At 46.2% G+C, this 16,683-nt stretch carries 14 protein-coding genes; 8 read left to right on the top strand and 6 right to left on the bottom strand.

Annotated elements, in window-relative coordinates:
* Nucleotides 1–156: 156 nt before the first annotated feature.
* From ACYQ2M_RS23420 to ACYQ2M_RS23405, 4 genes are all read right to left on the bottom strand, one after another.
* Entirely contained in the window at nt 157–1,911 is a 1,755-nt protein-coding gene (locus tag ACYQ2M_RS23420; protein ID WP_459918822.1) for a putative 2-aminoethylphosphonate ABC transporter permease subunit, read from the bottom strand.
* Entirely contained in the window at nt 1,904–3,052 is a 1,149-nt protein-coding gene (locus ACYQ2M_RS23415; protein WP_459918821.1) for a putative 2-aminoethylphosphonate ABC transporter ATP-binding protein, read from the bottom strand. The genes ACYQ2M_RS23420 and ACYQ2M_RS23415 overlap by 8 nt, the downstream gene beginning before the upstream one ends.
* A gap of 114 nt (nt 3,053–3,166) precedes the next feature.
* A complete protein-coding gene (locus ACYQ2M_RS23410; RefSeq protein WP_459918820.1) occupies nt 3,167–4,198 on the bottom strand; it encodes a putative 2-aminoethylphosphonate ABC transporter substrate-binding protein in 1,032 nt (343 codons plus the stop codon).
* A gap of 187 nt (nt 4,199–4,385) precedes the next feature.
* Nucleotides 4,386–4,649, bottom strand: a complete 264-nt coding sequence (locus ACYQ2M_RS23405) for a hypothetical protein (RefSeq protein ID WP_459918819.1) — start codon at nt 4,647–4,649, stop codon at nt 4,386–4,388.
* Nucleotides 4,650–5,227: 578 nt separating this feature from the next.
* On the opposite strand from ACYQ2M_RS23405, the gene ACYQ2M_RS23400 reads away from it, so the two are divergent.
* Both ACYQ2M_RS23400 and ACYQ2M_RS23395 read left to right on the top strand, forming a co-directional pair.
* Nucleotides 5,228–7,675 carry a PAS domain-containing hybrid sensor histidine kinase/response regulator gene (locus ACYQ2M_RS23400; protein WP_459918818.1) on the top strand — a complete coding sequence of 816 codons (2,448 nt, stop codon included), beginning with the start codon at nt 5,228–5,230 and terminating at the stop codon, nt 7,673–7,675.
* Between the two features lie 173 nt (nt 7,676–7,848).
* Nucleotides 7,849–8,289, top strand: a complete 441-nt coding sequence (locus tag ACYQ2M_RS23395) for a VOC family protein (protein ID WP_459918817.1) — start codon at nt 7,849–7,851, stop codon at nt 8,287–8,289.
* A 181-nt stretch (nt 8,290–8,470) separates the two neighbouring features.
* On the opposite strand, the gene ACYQ2M_RS23390 is transcribed toward ACYQ2M_RS23395, so the two are convergent.
* A complete protein-coding gene (locus tag ACYQ2M_RS23390; protein WP_459918816.1) occupies nt 8,471–10,111 on the bottom strand; it encodes an FAD-binding oxidoreductase in 1,641 nt (546 codons plus the stop codon).
* A 481-nt stretch (nt 10,112–10,592) separates the two neighbouring features.
* Nucleotides 10,593–10,877 carry a helix-turn-helix domain-containing protein gene (locus tag ACYQ2M_RS23385; protein ID WP_459918815.1) on the bottom strand — a complete coding sequence of 95 codons (285 nt, stop codon included), beginning with the start codon at nt 10,875–10,877 and terminating at the stop codon, nt 10,593–10,595.
* Nucleotides 10,878–11,571: 694 nt separating this feature from the next.
* Between ACYQ2M_RS23385 and ACYQ2M_RS23380 the strand changes: the two genes are divergently transcribed.
* The 6 genes from ACYQ2M_RS23380 to ACYQ2M_RS23355 all read left to right on the top strand — a co-directional run bounded on the left by ACYQ2M_RS23380 (nt 11,572) and on the right by ACYQ2M_RS23355 (nt 16,588).
* Nucleotides 11,572–12,159: an NAD(P)H-dependent oxidoreductase gene (locus ACYQ2M_RS23380; protein WP_459918814.1), complete on the top strand. Its 588-nt coding sequence runs from the start codon at nt 11,572–11,574 to the stop codon at nt 12,157–12,159.
* A gap of 542 nt (nt 12,160–12,701) precedes the next feature.
* A complete protein-coding gene (locus ACYQ2M_RS23375; protein ID WP_459918823.1) occupies nt 12,702–13,259 on the top strand; it encodes a reverse transcriptase domain-containing protein in 558 nt (185 codons plus the stop codon).
* A 14-nt stretch (nt 13,260–13,273) separates the two neighbouring features.
* Nucleotides 13,274–13,456 (top strand): group II intron maturase-specific domain-containing protein, encoded by a 183-nt coding sequence (locus ACYQ2M_RS23370; RefSeq protein ID WP_459918813.1) that lies wholly within the window; start codon nt 13,274–13,276, stop codon nt 13,454–13,456.
* A 346-nt stretch (nt 13,457–13,802) separates the two neighbouring features.
* Nucleotides 13,803–14,378: a hypothetical protein gene (locus tag ACYQ2M_RS23365; protein WP_459918812.1), complete on the top strand. Its 576-nt coding sequence runs from the start codon at nt 13,803–13,805 to the stop codon at nt 14,376–14,378.
* A 700-nt stretch (nt 14,379–15,078) separates the two neighbouring features.
* Complete coding sequence (locus ACYQ2M_RS23360) at nt 15,079–15,810, top strand: 4Fe-4S double cluster binding domain-containing protein (RefSeq protein WP_459918811.1); 732 nt, start codon at nt 15,079–15,081, stop codon at nt 15,808–15,810.
* A 205-nt stretch (nt 15,811–16,015) separates the two neighbouring features.
* Nucleotides 16,016–16,588: an O-methyltransferase gene (locus tag ACYQ2M_RS23355; protein WP_459918810.1), complete on the top strand. Its 573-nt coding sequence runs from the start codon at nt 16,016–16,018 to the stop codon at nt 16,586–16,588.
* Nucleotides 16,589–16,683: the final 95 nt, after the last annotated feature.

The raw sequence follows: 16,683 nt of genomic DNA, 5'->3' as shown, positions 1-16,683 counted from the left end.
TGATAAATATATCCATTGAATTCTCCTTTATTAGATTCTTATCTCTGAGTTTCGTGTAATTTTAGCAAAAAAATTAATATTATGACCATGTCTGCCTGCCGACACAACGAATAACAAAAATGGTAAATTGTCCCTCACCAACGGACAATCGGGCCGTTACGTTTGGCTCCAGGCCATGTTTCGACGCCGGATGTGCCGGGTTAAAAAACTATAGATCAGACGGACCCCGGCATTGGTGAGCACCACCAGCACCGACAGGGCACATGCCGGTGCCGTATCACCGGCATCGTCCATATTGGCAATGGCAACTGAGGCCAAGGGCAGGTCCGCAGAGTAGAGAAAAATCACCGCAGACACGGTTGCCATGGAATTGACAAAATAATACATCCCAATTTCCAGCATGGCTGGTAAGCACACCGGCACCGTCACCCGTAAAAAAGTTTTATAAAAGGGGACCCCCATGGAATCGGAAACCTGTTCAAACTCAATGTCCAGTTGCTTCAATGCCGTGGTGGCCGTTAAAAAACTGACGGAATAAAAATGAATGATATTGGACAGCACCAGTATACCCATGGAAGCATAGAGAAAATGCAGGGGGTTGACAATGTAAACACCTGCAATCTCCCATCCTGGAGCATTGAAAAAAAAGATATAGGCAAGGCCGATGACCAACCCGGGCAAAGCCAGGGGCAAAATGGAGAGAAAATAGGCGGTCTGGCGTACCGGATTCATGACACGTACCTTTTCAATGAGCCAGGCGGAACAAAAAGTGATAAAAGTCCCCAGTACCGCCGAATAAAAGGCCATTCGGATACTGTTGAAAAAAGAGCCGTATCCCCCGCCGCCGGTACCGGAAAAATGGTAGTGCCAAAATCCCAGGGAGAGATCATAGGGCCACACCTTCACCAGGGAGGCCATCAGGGCCGTGGTATAGAAAAAAACAATGAGTAAGGCAATGGTACTGCAGAACAAAAACGCAAACCGATCCGCCAAGCGTTGGGGACGAGGCACCAGTGGGACCGCCCGGGCCGCAATCATGGCCACCTGCTTTCTCTGGACAAACCGGTCCCCCGCAAAGGCCAGCACCGTGGGGATGAGCAGAATCACCGACACCACAGCCCCCATGACAAAATTCTGCTGACCGATCACCTGTTTGTAGATATCCGTGGCCAAAATGTTGAAGTTCCCCCCCACCACCTTGGGTGCCCCAAAATCGGTGAAGGCCAGAACAAAACAGACAAACACAGCACTGAACAATCCGTATTTGATACCGGGCAGAGTAACGGTGAAAAAAATCCGCCAGTTTCCCGCTTTAAGGGATCTGGCAGCTTCATAGACTCTGCCATCGGTGATGGAAAGAGCAACCGTTAAAATCAGCATGGCCTGGGGAAAAGTGTAAAGCACCTCTGAAATCACAATGCCAACAGGGCCGTAAAGGGCAATTTCAAACCCGGGGATGTGTCCGAAAAACCCACTGGTAATCACCCCCTTGCGTCCAAACAGATAAATCAGCGCAATACCGTTGAGAAGGGTGGGCGCAAACAAGGGTATCATAGCCACCCCTTTAAACATTCCCCTGGCAGGCATGCAGGTACGGGTCAGGCAAAAGGCGTAGATAAAGCCCAGAGTGACTGAAATCACCGTGGTGTAAAACGCCACCTGAATACTGTTGCCAATGGACCGGGAGAGACTGGGAGTTGAAAAATAGGTATAAAAATTGGCCATCCCCACATACTGCCCCTGGGCATTGGTCATGCTTTTGATCAGCAGGTTGCCCACGGGCAGGATTATCACCCCCACCATCCAGACACATAGTAATAGCAGCAGGAATCGTTTCAGCATTGTTTCGTTCCACACGGCAGTTCTGATGCCACCTTTAAATGTGCTGCAAAGCGCCAAGGTATCAGCCACACATCACCCCATGGACAGCTGAAGAAGATTCCTGGAAAGGTCGGGCGGCATGATCCTTGTACACCAGCAGCCGGTCCGGTGGCAGCGCAACAGAAACCATAGATCTTATGTTATAACCGCAACGACGGATTTTTTCGGTGGGCACATCTGCAGTGATGCGGTGCAGTTTTCCTTCCAATGAAGAAAGCGTCACTCCCAGTCGAAACAGGGATCCACGATACTCCATCTCATCAATATGACCGGTAAACTGGTTGACACCTTTATTTGACGGGGCCTCCACCATGACATCTTCGGGACGAATGGCAAGGGTGGCACGCCCCCCCTGCACCAGCTTACCCGAACCGTTTTCACGGGTCACCTGGAATGCCACGCCCCCAATTTCATAGACACCCTTTTCAACCTTGACAGCGGCCTCCATGAAGTTCATGGACCCAATGAAGGCAGCCACAAAGGGGGTGGCCGGTTTTTCATAGATATCGTGGGGAGTGCCCTCCTGGACTACTTTTGCCCGATCCATGACCAGAATACGGTCAGCCATGGTCAAGGCCTCTTCCTGGTCGTGGGTCACCATGATGGTGGTCACGCCCAGACGCTGTTGAAGTCTCCGAATTTCATTGCGCAGTCGCACCCGCACCCGGGCATCCAGCGCGGACAGGGGTTCGTCCAGAAGCAACAGGTTTGGCGAAAGGGCCATGGCCCGGGCCAAGGCCACTCGCTGCTGCTGTCCCCCGGAGAGTTGAGCCGGATATTTATCACCCAGTCCGGACAGTCCCACAAGTTCCATCAGTTCTGAAACCCGCCGCTGAACCTTGCCCCGGGACGTCTGACCCGTCAAGCCATAGGCGACGTTTCCGGCTGCCGTTATGTTGGGAAACAGGGCATAGGATTGGAACACGATGCCCACATTGCGCTGGGCCACTGAAAGAAGAGAGACGTCTTTACCGTTGATGAAAACCTGACCGCGGCTCTGTTGCTCAAGCCCTGCAATGACGCGCAGTGCCGTTGTTTTACCGCATCCGCTGGGTCCAAGGATGGAGAGAAATTCTCCCTGTCGGACATTAAAGGAAACCGCGTCCAGGGCGGTGACAGTACCAAATGTTTTGGAGATATTTATTAACTCCAGGTAACGGGAAGGATCCATGAGTTGAACTCTCCTGAAAAATAACGGGCCGGCAATTGTCTCTTCCGGCCCGGCACGATTTACATCAAACGACATTTACAGCATTTTAAGCGAGGAGTACAAAAAACATCGACCTTATTTCGCATCACTCTTACCGTCATAACGCCGGGACCACTCTTTTAAAATCCGGGTACGATTTTGTGCGGCCCACTGAAAATCATTGTCAATGAGCTGGGCTTCAGGATCTTTGGGAAATCCTTCGGGAATGGGTGCACCCGTGGCATAGGCGGTCACCGGATAAACAAGCGCATACTCTTTCATGACCGGTTCACTGATGGCCCAGTCCAGAAAAACCCGGGCACTTGGATTGATATCTCTCTTTTTAATCAGGCAGTTGGCCTCCACATCCCAGCCGGAGCCCTCCTTGGGGAAAACGGTCAGTACCGGCTCACCTTTCTGCTTCTGCATAAACCCCCGATAGGCAAAGGAGAGCCCGATGGGCAGTTCACCGGAACCGGCTATTTTGCAGGGCTTGGAACCGGAATGGGTGTATCTGGCCATGTTGGCATGAAGCTTATCCAGATAGGCCCATCCATCGGTCTCTCCCTTCATCTGGAGGATGGCGGATACAGTGAGAAAACCGGTACCTGAAGAGGCAGGGTTGGGCATCACCAGCTGCCCCTGATATATGGGATTCAAAAGATCTTCAAAACTTGCGGGAATGGGAAGGCCCAAGGATTTACACTCTATGGTGTTGACACAGAAACCCGTCATCCAGGCCTTGATGCCCACCCAGTGGGGAATGGCATTTTTATCCTTCATCTTGGGAAGCACCCGGTCAATGCCCTTGGGTGCATAGGGTTCCACCATGCCGGCCTGGTCGCACAGCATGAGGCTGGTGGCAGCGGTTCCCCACACCACGTCGGCCCGGGGATTGTTCTTTTCCGCCAGAAGCTTGGCGGTGACGATGCCAGTGGAATCCCGGACAATTTTCACATTGATCTCCGGATGGCTCTTTTCCAGCAAAGCCAGATATCGGGGGATTTCATCATCCTCCAGGGCCGTGTATACCAGCAGATCTCCGGCCAGGGCCATTCCCATGGGAACAACAACACTCCACACAAGCAGTGCAGCAATTGCCTTTTTAAACGTTGTCACTTGTTTCATCCTTTTTCTCCCTCTTTTTTTCATTATTCGTTGTGTCCCCTCATCCTGTCTACATGTTACTCAGTGCTTATCCCGGTTACACCTGTAAGCGGAAGATACGCATATAATCTATCCACTTTTATTCCCCTTTTATTCCACCCGGATTAGAATAATATTAGATCTAAATTTTTTCCTCATTAGCAACCTTCTACAGGGCAAGAGGTATGATTCTTAAGATACCATCCGCAATTGGTAACAGGGCAAACTCCGTCAATGAGGGCTGGGCAATGTCGAACCCCTTGGCCCGGGTGGCTCGAAGTTTGTTCATGCACTCCTGGTTGATACTGTAGTTGGTCACCGTAACCTTGATGCCGGTTGCCTTTTCAAAGGCCTGGATCCCTTCGGGCTTTGAATAATCCGGGGAGTTATTGCAAAAAAAATCAGTGCACGCAAAGCAGATCTCCCCGGACACTTTTCAGTACCCCCTTGAGGGGTGAAAGAACGTGAACTGTCACTACACAACCGCAGTATTTACCTTATCTCCTGAATCCTGGGCTTTGACATATTGCGCTGGCTTACCCGGAGACCAGGCCTTATATGCTGTTTCTGTTCGTCGGCTCATAGTTTTGCCCTCGGGCTTCCTTCAGACCTTTCCTCGCGAAAACGCCCTTGCCGTCTGCCAATATTTGTGCCATGATTCATGGATCATGACAGGGTTCACACATAGGGGATTTGCACCCCATAAGTTCACGCCCATGCCGGGCGTACCAATGCTAATTCAGCGGACGCAAAAAGCCGCGCCGCTGATTAGCGCCGTTATATGTGCTTGAGGTCATCACGAAAATCGAATACAAATGAAATAGTGAACCCTAAAATGTGTATATCCGGACCTCAGACATGTACTTTTAGGATGGAGACTATGGCCGAACTGTTTCTTTATTATGCCCCTTAATAAAGTCAAGGATATTAGATGAATCCTGGGTAATATGAATTTTTAAAGATAATGCAAGTAGCCGAAACTTTTTATAGCCGTCAAAATAGGTGCTAATCATGTCTGAAAAACCCAGCTATGAAGAACTCGAGCAAAAAATTCGTGAATTGGAATCAAACGCAGCCGATCTAAAGAACATTACTACCGTTCTAAAGGAAAAAGAGCAAATGTTCAGGCATTCATTTGAGAATGCTAATATCGGGTCTTGTCTGGTTGAGCCTGATGGAAATTTTATAATGGTTAATAATCGAATGGTTGAAATATTTGGTTATAGCAAAAATGAGTTTAAAGGCATGAATGTTGATGATGTTTCGCACCCGGAAGACATAGTAATCAGTAAGGAAGTACAGCGAAATGTTAAAGACAACATAATTGGAAATGCCGTTTTTCAAAAACGCTATATCCATAAAAACGGACGCATGTTCTGGGGAAAAGTATCCAGTTCAATCGTTAAAGATCATGACGGAAAACCGCTATATTTTGTCACCCATTTTACAGACATCACAGAGACTAAAAAAACTTTGGATGGTTTTCGAGAGCATCAAAAAAAGTTGGAATCACTTGTCAACGAGAGAACGAAAGCGCTTTCTCAAACTAACGAGGCATTAAGAGAGAGCGAAAAGAAATTCCGGCAGCTTATTGAGAATATCAACGAAATCTTTTGGATACGTGATGTCGAAACGAATCAATTGTTGTATATGTCACCAAATTTTGAAGACATCTGGGGGTTATCAATTCTACAGGTTACTGAAAAACCGGAAACGTTTTTAGAGGCAATCCATCCAGATGAACGTGACCGGTTCATTTCAATTTACAAAAAACAAAAAGATGACGAAGCATTTAAATTTGAATACAGAATTGTAAAAACTGACGGCTCAGTCCGGTGGATCAATGAAAAAAATTTTCCGGTTTTCGATGAATCCGGCAAGGTATATCGTCGAGCAGGAATTAATGAGGACATAACCGATCGGAAACGTGCTGAGGAGAAAATTATCGTTAGTGAGGAAAAATATAAGCGTCTTTTTTATTCAATAAATGATGGAATCTGTTTACATGAGATTATCTGTACTGCTGGTGAACCAATTGATTATAGAATATTGGATGTAAACCCAAAGTATGAGGAATTGATCGGAATCAATAGAGATGAGGCAATAGGAGCGGCCGCTTCACGTCTCTATAAGACTGATAAAGCACCATATTTGGATATCTATGCTAAAGTCGTCGAAACTGGCAAACCCACTTCGTTTGAAACCTATTTTGAGCCTATGGATAAACATTTTATCATATCCGTTTTTTCACCTGGAAAAAATCAATTCGCCACGATTTTCCAGGACATAACGGAGCGGAAAAAATATGAGAACAAAATTCAACAAGCTCAGCGAATGGAGGCAATCGGAACACTGGCGGGCGGGATTGCCCATGATTTTAACAATATTTTATCGGCCATTATCGGATTTACGGAACTGGCCCTGGATGAGGTGGAAAAGAATACAAATTTGGAAGACAGCCTTCAGGAAGTATATACAGCAGGGAAGCGCGCTAAGGACCTTGTAAAACAGATTCTGACCATCAGTCGGCATGACAAAACGGAAGTCAAACCTATCCAGGTTGCCCCGTTGGTCAAAGAAGCTTTGAAAATGTTGCGCTCAACCATCCCAACGTCAATTGAGTTCCGGGAAAACATTTGCAGTGCCCCGCTTGTAATAAACGCGGATCCCACCCAACTTCACCAGATTATTGTCAATCTTGTCACTAACGCCAAACAAGCGATGGCCGATGAAAGTGGTATACTGGAGATTGATGTCAATACAATAAGTTTTGAATCGGATATTAACAATTTCTACCTAGATATGCAACCAGGTGATTACGTTCGGATAACGGTTAGCGACACCGGATGCGGTATTTCGGACAAATTCATAAAAAAAATTTTCGAACCCTATTTTACCACCAAGGAAAAAGGGGAAGGCACCGGGCTTGGATTGTCGGTGGTCCACGGAATAGTCAAATCCCATAACGGACACATTACCGTCTACAGTGAGCTTGGAAAAGGCACCGCGTTCCACGTTTACCTGCCATTGGTCAGTAAAGCTTCAGACGGTATGTCTGAAAAACCTGTGGAACCGCTGCCAACAGGTATAGAGAAGATTCTTTTGGTCGATGACGAACGACCGATTGTTAAAATGCAGGCTCAACACCTTGAGCGGTTGGGATATACGGTCACAGCAAGAACGAGCAGCCATGAAGCTTTGGAGATTTTACAGCAATCCCCAGAAAAATTTGACCTGATCATCACGGACATGACCATGCCTAATTTAACCGGAGACAGGCTTGCGGAAAAGATCAAAGCAATCTGCAAGGACATTCCGATCATTCTGTGCACCGGTTTCAGCGAGAAAATCAATGTCAGAGGTGAAATCCCTGGTATCGATGGCGTTTTGATGAAGCCAGTTGATAAGTTAAAAATTGCAAAAATGGTACGAAAAGTGCTTGATGAGGCCAAAGGCTGAAATTGCGCTTAATTATCCTATGCATAAGGTTCAAAGGTTCAGAAGAGGCCCGGCAAGGCTTAGCCTTAGAAATGCTTGAGCCGTAAGACGGGAAACTGTCACGTACGGTTCTGAGAGGGGAAAGGGGCTGGAAAGCCCCTGACCTACCCGATCTGATATTGGAGGATATAATTATGCAATGTTTGATGGATCACATCGTCTTAAACGTTGAAAACGAAGAGGAAATTATTGTTTTTTACTCAAAAGTGCTAGAGCTAGAAACTGAACGGATGGAAGAATACAAAGAAGGAAGGGTACCCTTTCCATCAGTACGATTAAATTCGAACACCATTATAGATCTTTTTCCAAAAAGGATGTGGCAGACGAATACCAATGCTGGACAGGGACGTGAACACCTAAACCATTTCTGCTTTTCTCTTAGCAAGGTCGAATGGGAAAGCCTGATTAATCGAGTTAAGGACAATAATATCGAAATAGAAGAAGGCCCTGTGTCCCGTTGGGGAGCGCATGGGACAGGAACCTCTATTTATTTTAGAGATCCCGAAAGAAATTTAATTGAAGCACGCTATTATGAAAAGCACAATGGCTCAGAGAAGTGTTTACTCGGGTCATAGCATACCCCTTCTGTTATTCCTGCCTGGCAATCAGCCAGAGAATTCCAGGAAAAATACCATAAGGACTCACTTTTAGGGAGCATGAGAAGTGCTCAAAGAGCGTCTAACATGGTGCCTGCTTTTCAGGGAGAGTACCGAATTGGCGGCTAACCTCAAATGTGCTATTTGGGGCAAGCATCTTTTAGGTAAAACTTTCAATGTGAATACATTTATCATCAACACCGCGTTCAGTTAAATATGTTGCAATATCGACAATAAAACTTTTCGGTCCACACACATAAAATTCAGCGTTTGTTGTGGGAACAAACTTCTTTAACGCTTTGGCATCTATGCGGCCTGACCGATGATAGTCCATGCCTTCCTCGTCTTGTGGATATGGATGACTGTAAAAAATTGACAAGTGGACAGTATCACGGTGCCTGTCTGCAAGGGCGTTGACCTCTTGCATAAACGGATGGTGTGCCCCGTTGCGCGCACCATGAATAAAATACGTCTGCCTGGCCTGCATTGCCAGGACATGCAGCATGCTAACCATTGGGGTAATGCCGATACCGGCACTGATCAATACGATGGGCAGATCCTTATCCAAAGACAGAACAAACTCTCCTTCAGGTGCTTTTGCCAGAATGGAATTCCCTGGCAACAGATGATCGTGCAGCAGGCGTGAAACGAGACCTCGTGATTCCCTTTTAACACTGATGCGATATTTTCCTTCTTCCGGCCGGTTTGACAGCGAGTAGGTGCGTTCCAATACTTCACCGCCATTAAGCTCTACCTCAATTGGCAGATACTGGCCCGCTTTAAAAAGTGGTAGGCGGCCCTTATCCCGGGGAACAAACACAAAGGAAGTCACATCCTCACTCTCAATGATTTTATCTGCTAAAATAAGCTCACGAACACCACCTTTGGAAGCACTCCATTGTAAAGGCAATGAATGATCTAATTGCACAATATGCTCTATTTCAATGTTGATGAGTCGCTTTGCACCCGGATGTTTTTCTATCTGGCTGGAATCCCAGTCAATTTCAGCGTTCCCGCTGATTTGCAGCATGGAACCATGATGAAAATCCACAAAAAGCAGTCCTACCCTGGGATCCATCACCAGATTGCCAATGGTATTAAAAAGGTTGTTGCCTGCATAATCTGGCAGGACAAGCGTGCTGTCACTTTTGATTTTTACAAAACCAGCAGGTCCTCCCCTGTGAGAAACGTCCATCCCACTGCTGTTTTTTTCCTGATGTGGTTGATGGTAACCACTCGCAATAAACATGGTATCTGCTCTGGCAATCCAGGATTTCATATGATCATCAAGGCGAGTGTGTTTGGAAACGCGAGTTTTCTTCAGATTGTTGTCAGCCTTGTGCCAGATCCGTTTGGATATATATTGAGGGCAGTTCCCATAGGACTGATCAACGGCAATTGTGAAACCGCGTTCGTTACTGTCCGACAATTTCCCGTTGGCTCGATTGCGGCGGCGTGTTTCAAGCTCAATACCCAAAAGGCCGATTTCAGCACCCGCAAAGAAAGCCTTTTCCAACGCATCACCCTTTAGGGGCATTGACAGGACCTTCAAATGCCGGTGATCTGGCGACTGTACAAAGCCGGGAGCGTCCGCCAGTAAAGTCGCCCAAGGAGCTCCTGTCTTGTCCCGTAAAGCTGCAACGACAAACGGCAACTGCTGGAAAAACGACCGGAGCGCCTCCGGCATAGACGGGCGGATTGCGTAAGGCGCCCAACTGTTAACTTCCTCAATGACACCAACACGTTTGTGAACTGATATTTCTCCCTCATGAAAAGGAGATGGTACGGTTTTGTTTTTCATAACTGTTACCCCCGTGTTTGGTCTGCGGCGGATGCTTTCTGAAACCGGATATCCACACCCCGGCTTAAAGTGCGGTGCATCCAGCATCGACCTGGAATTTCAAGCATCCGCTGGTGTTAAGCCTTATCCAGATCTCCTTCCAATTCGATATATCCATCAATAGTGTCGGGCCGCTCACCTTTGTTGCTCATGCTCGGATATTGTTTTTGGTTAGTACGGTTGTGTACAAATTCTATGGTTAGACTTTTTAGAGCGATGCTTTTGTGCTCCGCATACATGCGAAGAGTGATAGCCGCTCACGAGCCCAGTGCAGCCAGAAGGTACGAATAAGGTCCAGGTGCTTTATCATCATTACCACCATTAAATTGGACCCGTTCGGCAACCAACTTGTGTCCACCAGTTGTAATTTCCCGGGCATAATGGGTGCTTTCCTTGGAATGTACTTTGACCTTCAACGACATTATATTTTATCCTTATAAATTCACAGATTTGGTCGGATTTTACAGTGCCTTGAATCGTCATGAAATCCATTTCTCCTCTTGGGCTTATCGCTGCCATCATATTCAACCCAAATTATTTGTGATGCGTCAAGTTTTTTCGGACGTCCTGGCCGATGGCCAGTTCGTAGAGCATCCCACCCACCGGCGCGACACTTGGCAAGCCAGTTATATATGCAGGCGCGTGAGAACCCCAACGTTTTGATAACACGTTCCGGACTTTCACCCGCCTGAACAAGTTGGATTGCTCGGGTGCGGATTTCATCCATTGCCTTGGGACTAATTTTTCTTCCATCGAGTTTTTTAATGAAAATACTTTATATGAAATACTCCGCAAATCAGGGGCGTATTTCAAGCTTTGTTGTGGGCAGAGCCGAATCAGAATACGGTCTGCCCGTGGCAATTATAGCATATTCGAAGTAAAATGTTTAAACAATTATGCACCGATTAGTTCATTCCAAAAAGGACTTCTCACTCCACCTGATTTTGCCACGGACAAACACAAAACCAAGAAAACCGCATTCTCCCACCGGTGCTACTTTGCTTTTCTTTTCGTTGACCTGAAGCCGAAGCTTACGCTCAAAGAATCTTTTCAGTACTTCCTTGAAAAAACGTGAACTTTCACTACACAACCGCAGCATTTATCCTGTCTCCCGAATCCTGGGCGTTGGCATATTGTGCTGGCTTATCCGGAGACCAGGCCTTATATGCTGTTTCTGTTCGTCGGCTCATAATTTTGCGCTCCAACTTCCTTCAGACGGTTCCTCACGGTTCCGCCCTTGTTTTCGGCTAATACTTGTGTTAACTGTAACTCGGTTAACAGGATTCACTCACGTATAGGGGGCTTGCACCCCATAAGTTCACGCCCATGCCGGGCGTACCCCCAATAGCTTCCAGGCGACGGCTAAACGCCGCGCCTGAAGCACACGTTTTTGCTAAAACAATTTATGGACGACTGAGGAAATGAAAATATCCGTAATACTTGCCCATCCAGATAAGTCTAGTTTCAATCATGCAATTGCCAATACAACAGTTGAAGCTTTACGAAAAAAAGGCCATGAGATTTTTTACCATGATCTATATCAAGAAAATTTTGACCCACTTTTGCCAGCAAAAGAAATACCAAAAGATGTGCCACTTCCAACTGAAATTGAGAGACATTGCAATGAAACGGCAGAGGCAGACGGTTTTGTTATAATCCATCCGAATTGGTGGGGGATGCCACCCGCTATCCTTGCAGGGTGGGTAGACAGAATCATGCGACCAGGACTTGCCTACAAATTTTTGGAAACCGATAGCGGTGAGGGTATTCCTATCGGGTTATTGAAAGCTCGCAAGACTATAGTATTCAACACATCAAACACTGAGACAGTACGTGAAAAAACAACATTTCTTGATCCCCTAGAAACTATTTGGAAAAATTGCATTTTTGATCTATGCGGAATACAGGAGTTTCATCGAAAGATGTTTAATATCATTGTAACCAGTTCTAAAGAACAAAGGGAGAACTGGCTTAGTGAAGTAAGAGAAACTGTTTCAGCAATTTTCTGAGAAAAAACTCATAACGAAAAAGGATAGATTATGTTCGTGCAGCGATCCACCCCACTCCTCGGGCCATTGAACAAACCGCCTCAAAAGGGCAACCCTCTGAGCTAAACGGTTACTGATAAGGATTTAAATGTTACAATATAAGTTACTTGTGCCCCGCATTAAGAAAATATTTCCAAGGCCTCGCCTGCTTTCAACTCTTGAGAATATAACCACAAAAAAGCTGACCCTTGTTGTTGCGGGAGCCGGGTATGGAAAAACATCTTTAAATGCACATAAAGATGGAGGTGCGGGAGTAAGATGCAGGAAAAAGTGAATGCCACCTTGTAATGAGGTGGATACGGGTTGAGGCGGATTTCCCCAACATTACCCGGCCCGAAAGGGAGTTGACGTCCGGCGGATGTGATTACAGGCACATCCGGGCAGGTGTTTCTTTGCGAGAAAGTTTGGAAAATCTTTGAGGATGGGAAAGCAAATGACGGCAATAGCTGGTGCGCCCATCGGCGGCTTCAGGAATTGGAAATCCATTCAAGAAATCTTCACCGATCTGGATATTAGAAGCGGACATCAAAGCCTGTTTTGATGAAATCAGCCACAGTTGGATGATCAACCATATCCCTATGGATAACATGATCCTCACTAAATGGCTGGCTTCCGGGTTTATGGAAGACGGTAAATTCTTTCCAACAGGCCGAGGTACGCCTCAGGGAGGCATCGCCTCCCCAATACTTGCCAACATGGTTCTGGACGGCATTAAAGAAACTGCTAAATCCATGGCACATGTCAGAGACCGGCGCAACGGCAATACCATCAGTTCCAAAATCAATGTCATCCGGTATGCTGATGATTTCATTATTACCGGCGCAACCCGGGAACTTCTTGAAGACAAGGTCAAACCAGCAATAATCAGTTTTCTTACAGAGCGAAAATTGTCCCTGTCCGAAGAAAAGACATTGATTACCCGCATAGACCGGGGATTCGATTTTCTCGGGCAAAACGTTCGTAAGTATGATGGCAAACCATCCAGGAAAAAAGTGCAGGCCTTCATGAGTCATATCCACGAAACGTTCAAAAAGCACCGGGGTCAGAGGCCGAGGCCCTGATTCATGATCTTAACATGAAAATACGGAGTTGGGCAAATTACCATAAACATGTTGTCTCAGCAAAGACTTTCAGCTATGTTGACGGTTATATATTGAATGAAGCATGGCAATGGGTGAAACGACGTCACCGGGATAAAAGCATCCATTGGCTGAAAAGAAATACTGGTCAAAGGGCTCACAACGGTTGTCAAAGATAAAAACGGTCACCCGAGAACATATGAACTCATTAAAGCTTACAGCATACATATCCAAAGGCACATTAAAATCAAAAGTGATGCAAATCCTTTTGACACGGAACATCAACAATACTTCCGGGTAAGACGGGTAAAACCAAAGGTCATTCCCGTTACAGCAGTCGAGAAAATGTGTAATGAAATAACTGTAAATTTCAGCATAGGTAAAAAAAAACAGCCGGGCGGCCCCGCAAGGCTTAGCCTTAGTAATGCTTGAGCCGTATGACGGGAAACTGTCACGTACGGTTCTGAGGGGGAAAGGAGCTGGAAAGCCCCTGACCTACCCGATCGAATACGATAAGGAGTTGCAGTGGCACAACAAGGTATAGAAACCGGCTCGTTTGGAGAATGGCTCACTGATTATCTGAAGTCTACGCCCGGTCACGGTGAGTACACGGTGTATTTTGACCACGGTAGCGATAAGCAAAAATACCCGAATGTGGTGGCCCCTAAGGCATTCTATGGTAATGAGGTTTCGAATCTCAACAGGTTGGCGGATCTGGATGTCATGGTTGTAAGACCTGACGGAAAAGTTGACCTCGTTATCGAGATCGAAGAGCGACCTAGCTCGCCAAAAAAAATTCTAGGTGACGTTTTGGCTTTAGTGCTAAGTAACTCGGTCGCCACCAAAACTAACGGAAAGCAGAAGTACTTTAAGCTTTGTGGTAAGACCGAACTTGTTGTAGCGGGGATACAGCCAGGCAAGGGGCGGCGCTTGAGGAAGATGAGTGACGTTATTGAGCCTCGCCTGCAGTCACTTGGCGCGCCAAGCGACTCGATATCGCCCCAATCAATACGGTTGCTGTTTGAAGAGGAAATAGAGGCGGTTCTTTCTGGACTTCGCCGAATTGTCCAGCAGAAGTACCCCGGCGGGAAGATCGGCTAATCGGGTAGCCGGGGGGTTTAATCCCCCAGCCCCCACAACACCCTGCGTACGGTTCCACACTGGGCATTTAATCAAGAGTACCGAGTTTCTTTCCTAAAAATTATTAAAATTTGCCGAACGAATGGATACAGCAGACAGTCGTTTCCCAAACCTGTATTGGATCGCCAGATCGGGTAGCTGGCCTTATGAAGGGCCAGTCCCAGGAAATAAAAGACCTTAGAACCAAGGTCAAAGAAGGGGCACCCTACTTGAGAAAAGCCGAAGATATACAAGCTCGTTACGCCCGTATGTGCCAACGACTTCACATGGCCACGGACTTATTCGCCCTCAATTTTGAGACCATGGAAAATGATTTAAACATGAGTTTTAGAAAAGCCCCATATCAGGTAAATCACCGTCTGCCGTCGGCTATCGTGCCAATGAAAGTGGGGCATTAGAACAGGAAAACTGATTTATACCCGCCAGGCGGGGCTAATAAATCACAGCGATTTAAGCAAAAAATCGTTTGACACGACACCAAGACAAGTATATTCTCCACCTCGTTCGTAATTTTTTCTCAGGGCGGGGTGAAATTCCCCACCGCGGTATCCCGAATTCCCGGGGAGCCCGCGAGAACAGTTGCCGTCTTCCGCAAAGGCTGTTGGCGCTGCTGCTTACCTCATCGTTAACTTTCAAAAACGTAATTGAATAATTGTGTACTATGAAATCTAAAATAGATAAAATAAAGTTTGTTGCCCAAATTCAAGATTGGGGTGCAAGTATTGTCCGCGTGGCCGACACTTCCAGATTGACAGGTATTGACACCGATCCAGAAGACCTCTTGAAAGGTTATCCAAGAGCAGTGAGTATTGCAATACGTCTCTCTGATTCAATAATGGATGAGATAGACACGCAGCCTACCCCTCTTTACTCATCACATTATAGCCGAGTGAATGCGTTGCTTGACGAAGTTGCCATACGAGTAACAAATTTATTACAATCGAATGGTGCTCAAGCAGTTCCTATTCCCGCAAGCCAAATACTTGATTCCGAAAAATGGTCCTCGTATATATCCCACAAAGCAGTAGCAATAGCAGCAGGTATAGGCTGGCAGGGTAAAAGCCTTTTAATTGTTAACCCGGATTTTGGCCCAAGAATTCGATTGGTTACCATTATTACAAACGCTGATCTCGAGCCGGATTCACCCATTAAAAACAGATGCGGGAAATGTAATCAATGCAAAGAACATTGTCCTGCTAATGCAATAACTGGTGTAAATACCGACAGCCACTATGCCACGCGATCTGAGGCAGTAGATCTCAAAAAATGTGTCTATCAAACACGAGATGTTTTTGGTAAGCTTCCTGATATCACCCCTCTTCTCTGTGGAATATGCATTAAAGTTTGTCCATGGGGTAATAAAACGAAAAAAGCAAAATCAGAAAAAAGTTAACCAATTGCTGCACACGGGCCCCGCAAACGACGCGGTCACGACGAGCAAAGCGTCAACATTTATAACATAAAACAGTCGATGCTTTTTGATCACGATGCCATTTTGAAAAGAAGAAAGGCAATCGTCAGGTTCGCTGGAAAATCAAATAAAGCGGATGATACCGATCATTTATGTCATTATGTTTTATATGCTTCAAGGAGGGAAAATGGATTTAGATGATATACTTAACGAGTTAGAACAAAAGGGAATTCGCAATGATGAAGCCCAATCAGATAAAGCTCTGAAGTATCTAAACATCACAAGAGATACAGGTGAGTTCCTTCGTGTCATGGTTCTTGCGACTCGTTCAAGCAAAATTTTAGAAGTTGGGACATCAAACGGTTATTCAACCATTTGGTTAGCTTCGTCTATTCCCCCAGATGGTATTGTAACTACAATTGAGCATTCGGAACGGAAAGCACAAGAGGCTTTATCGAACTTCGAAAGAACAGGGCTTGCCAATAAAATAGTTTTTTTACAGGGAGATGCTCAGGCAGTGCTCAAAAACCTAAGCGATCAGTATGATTTAATTTTCCTTGACGCAGACCGTTCAAAGTACATGGATATGATAAAAGACATATCACGCCTGCTAAAAAATGGAGGGCTAATTATCTGTGATAATGCAAGTTCTCACGAATCCGAACTTGCTGAGTTTACAGCATACCTCAAGTCGCAACAGAATTTTTCAACTTCACTGGTGCCCGTTGGTAAAGGTGAATTTTTAGCATATAAGTCATAAAGCGAGCAGGTATACTCGGCAATCCAGCGGACACCTGAGGGCTTTTGCTTTGCTCCAGCTCCCAGGGCCACTGACTTTTGCGTTTACTAGCCCTA

The sequence above is a fragment of the Desulfocicer niacini genome (assembly GCF_054657595.1).
This window is presented reverse-complemented; position numbering and strand designations above follow the sequence as displayed.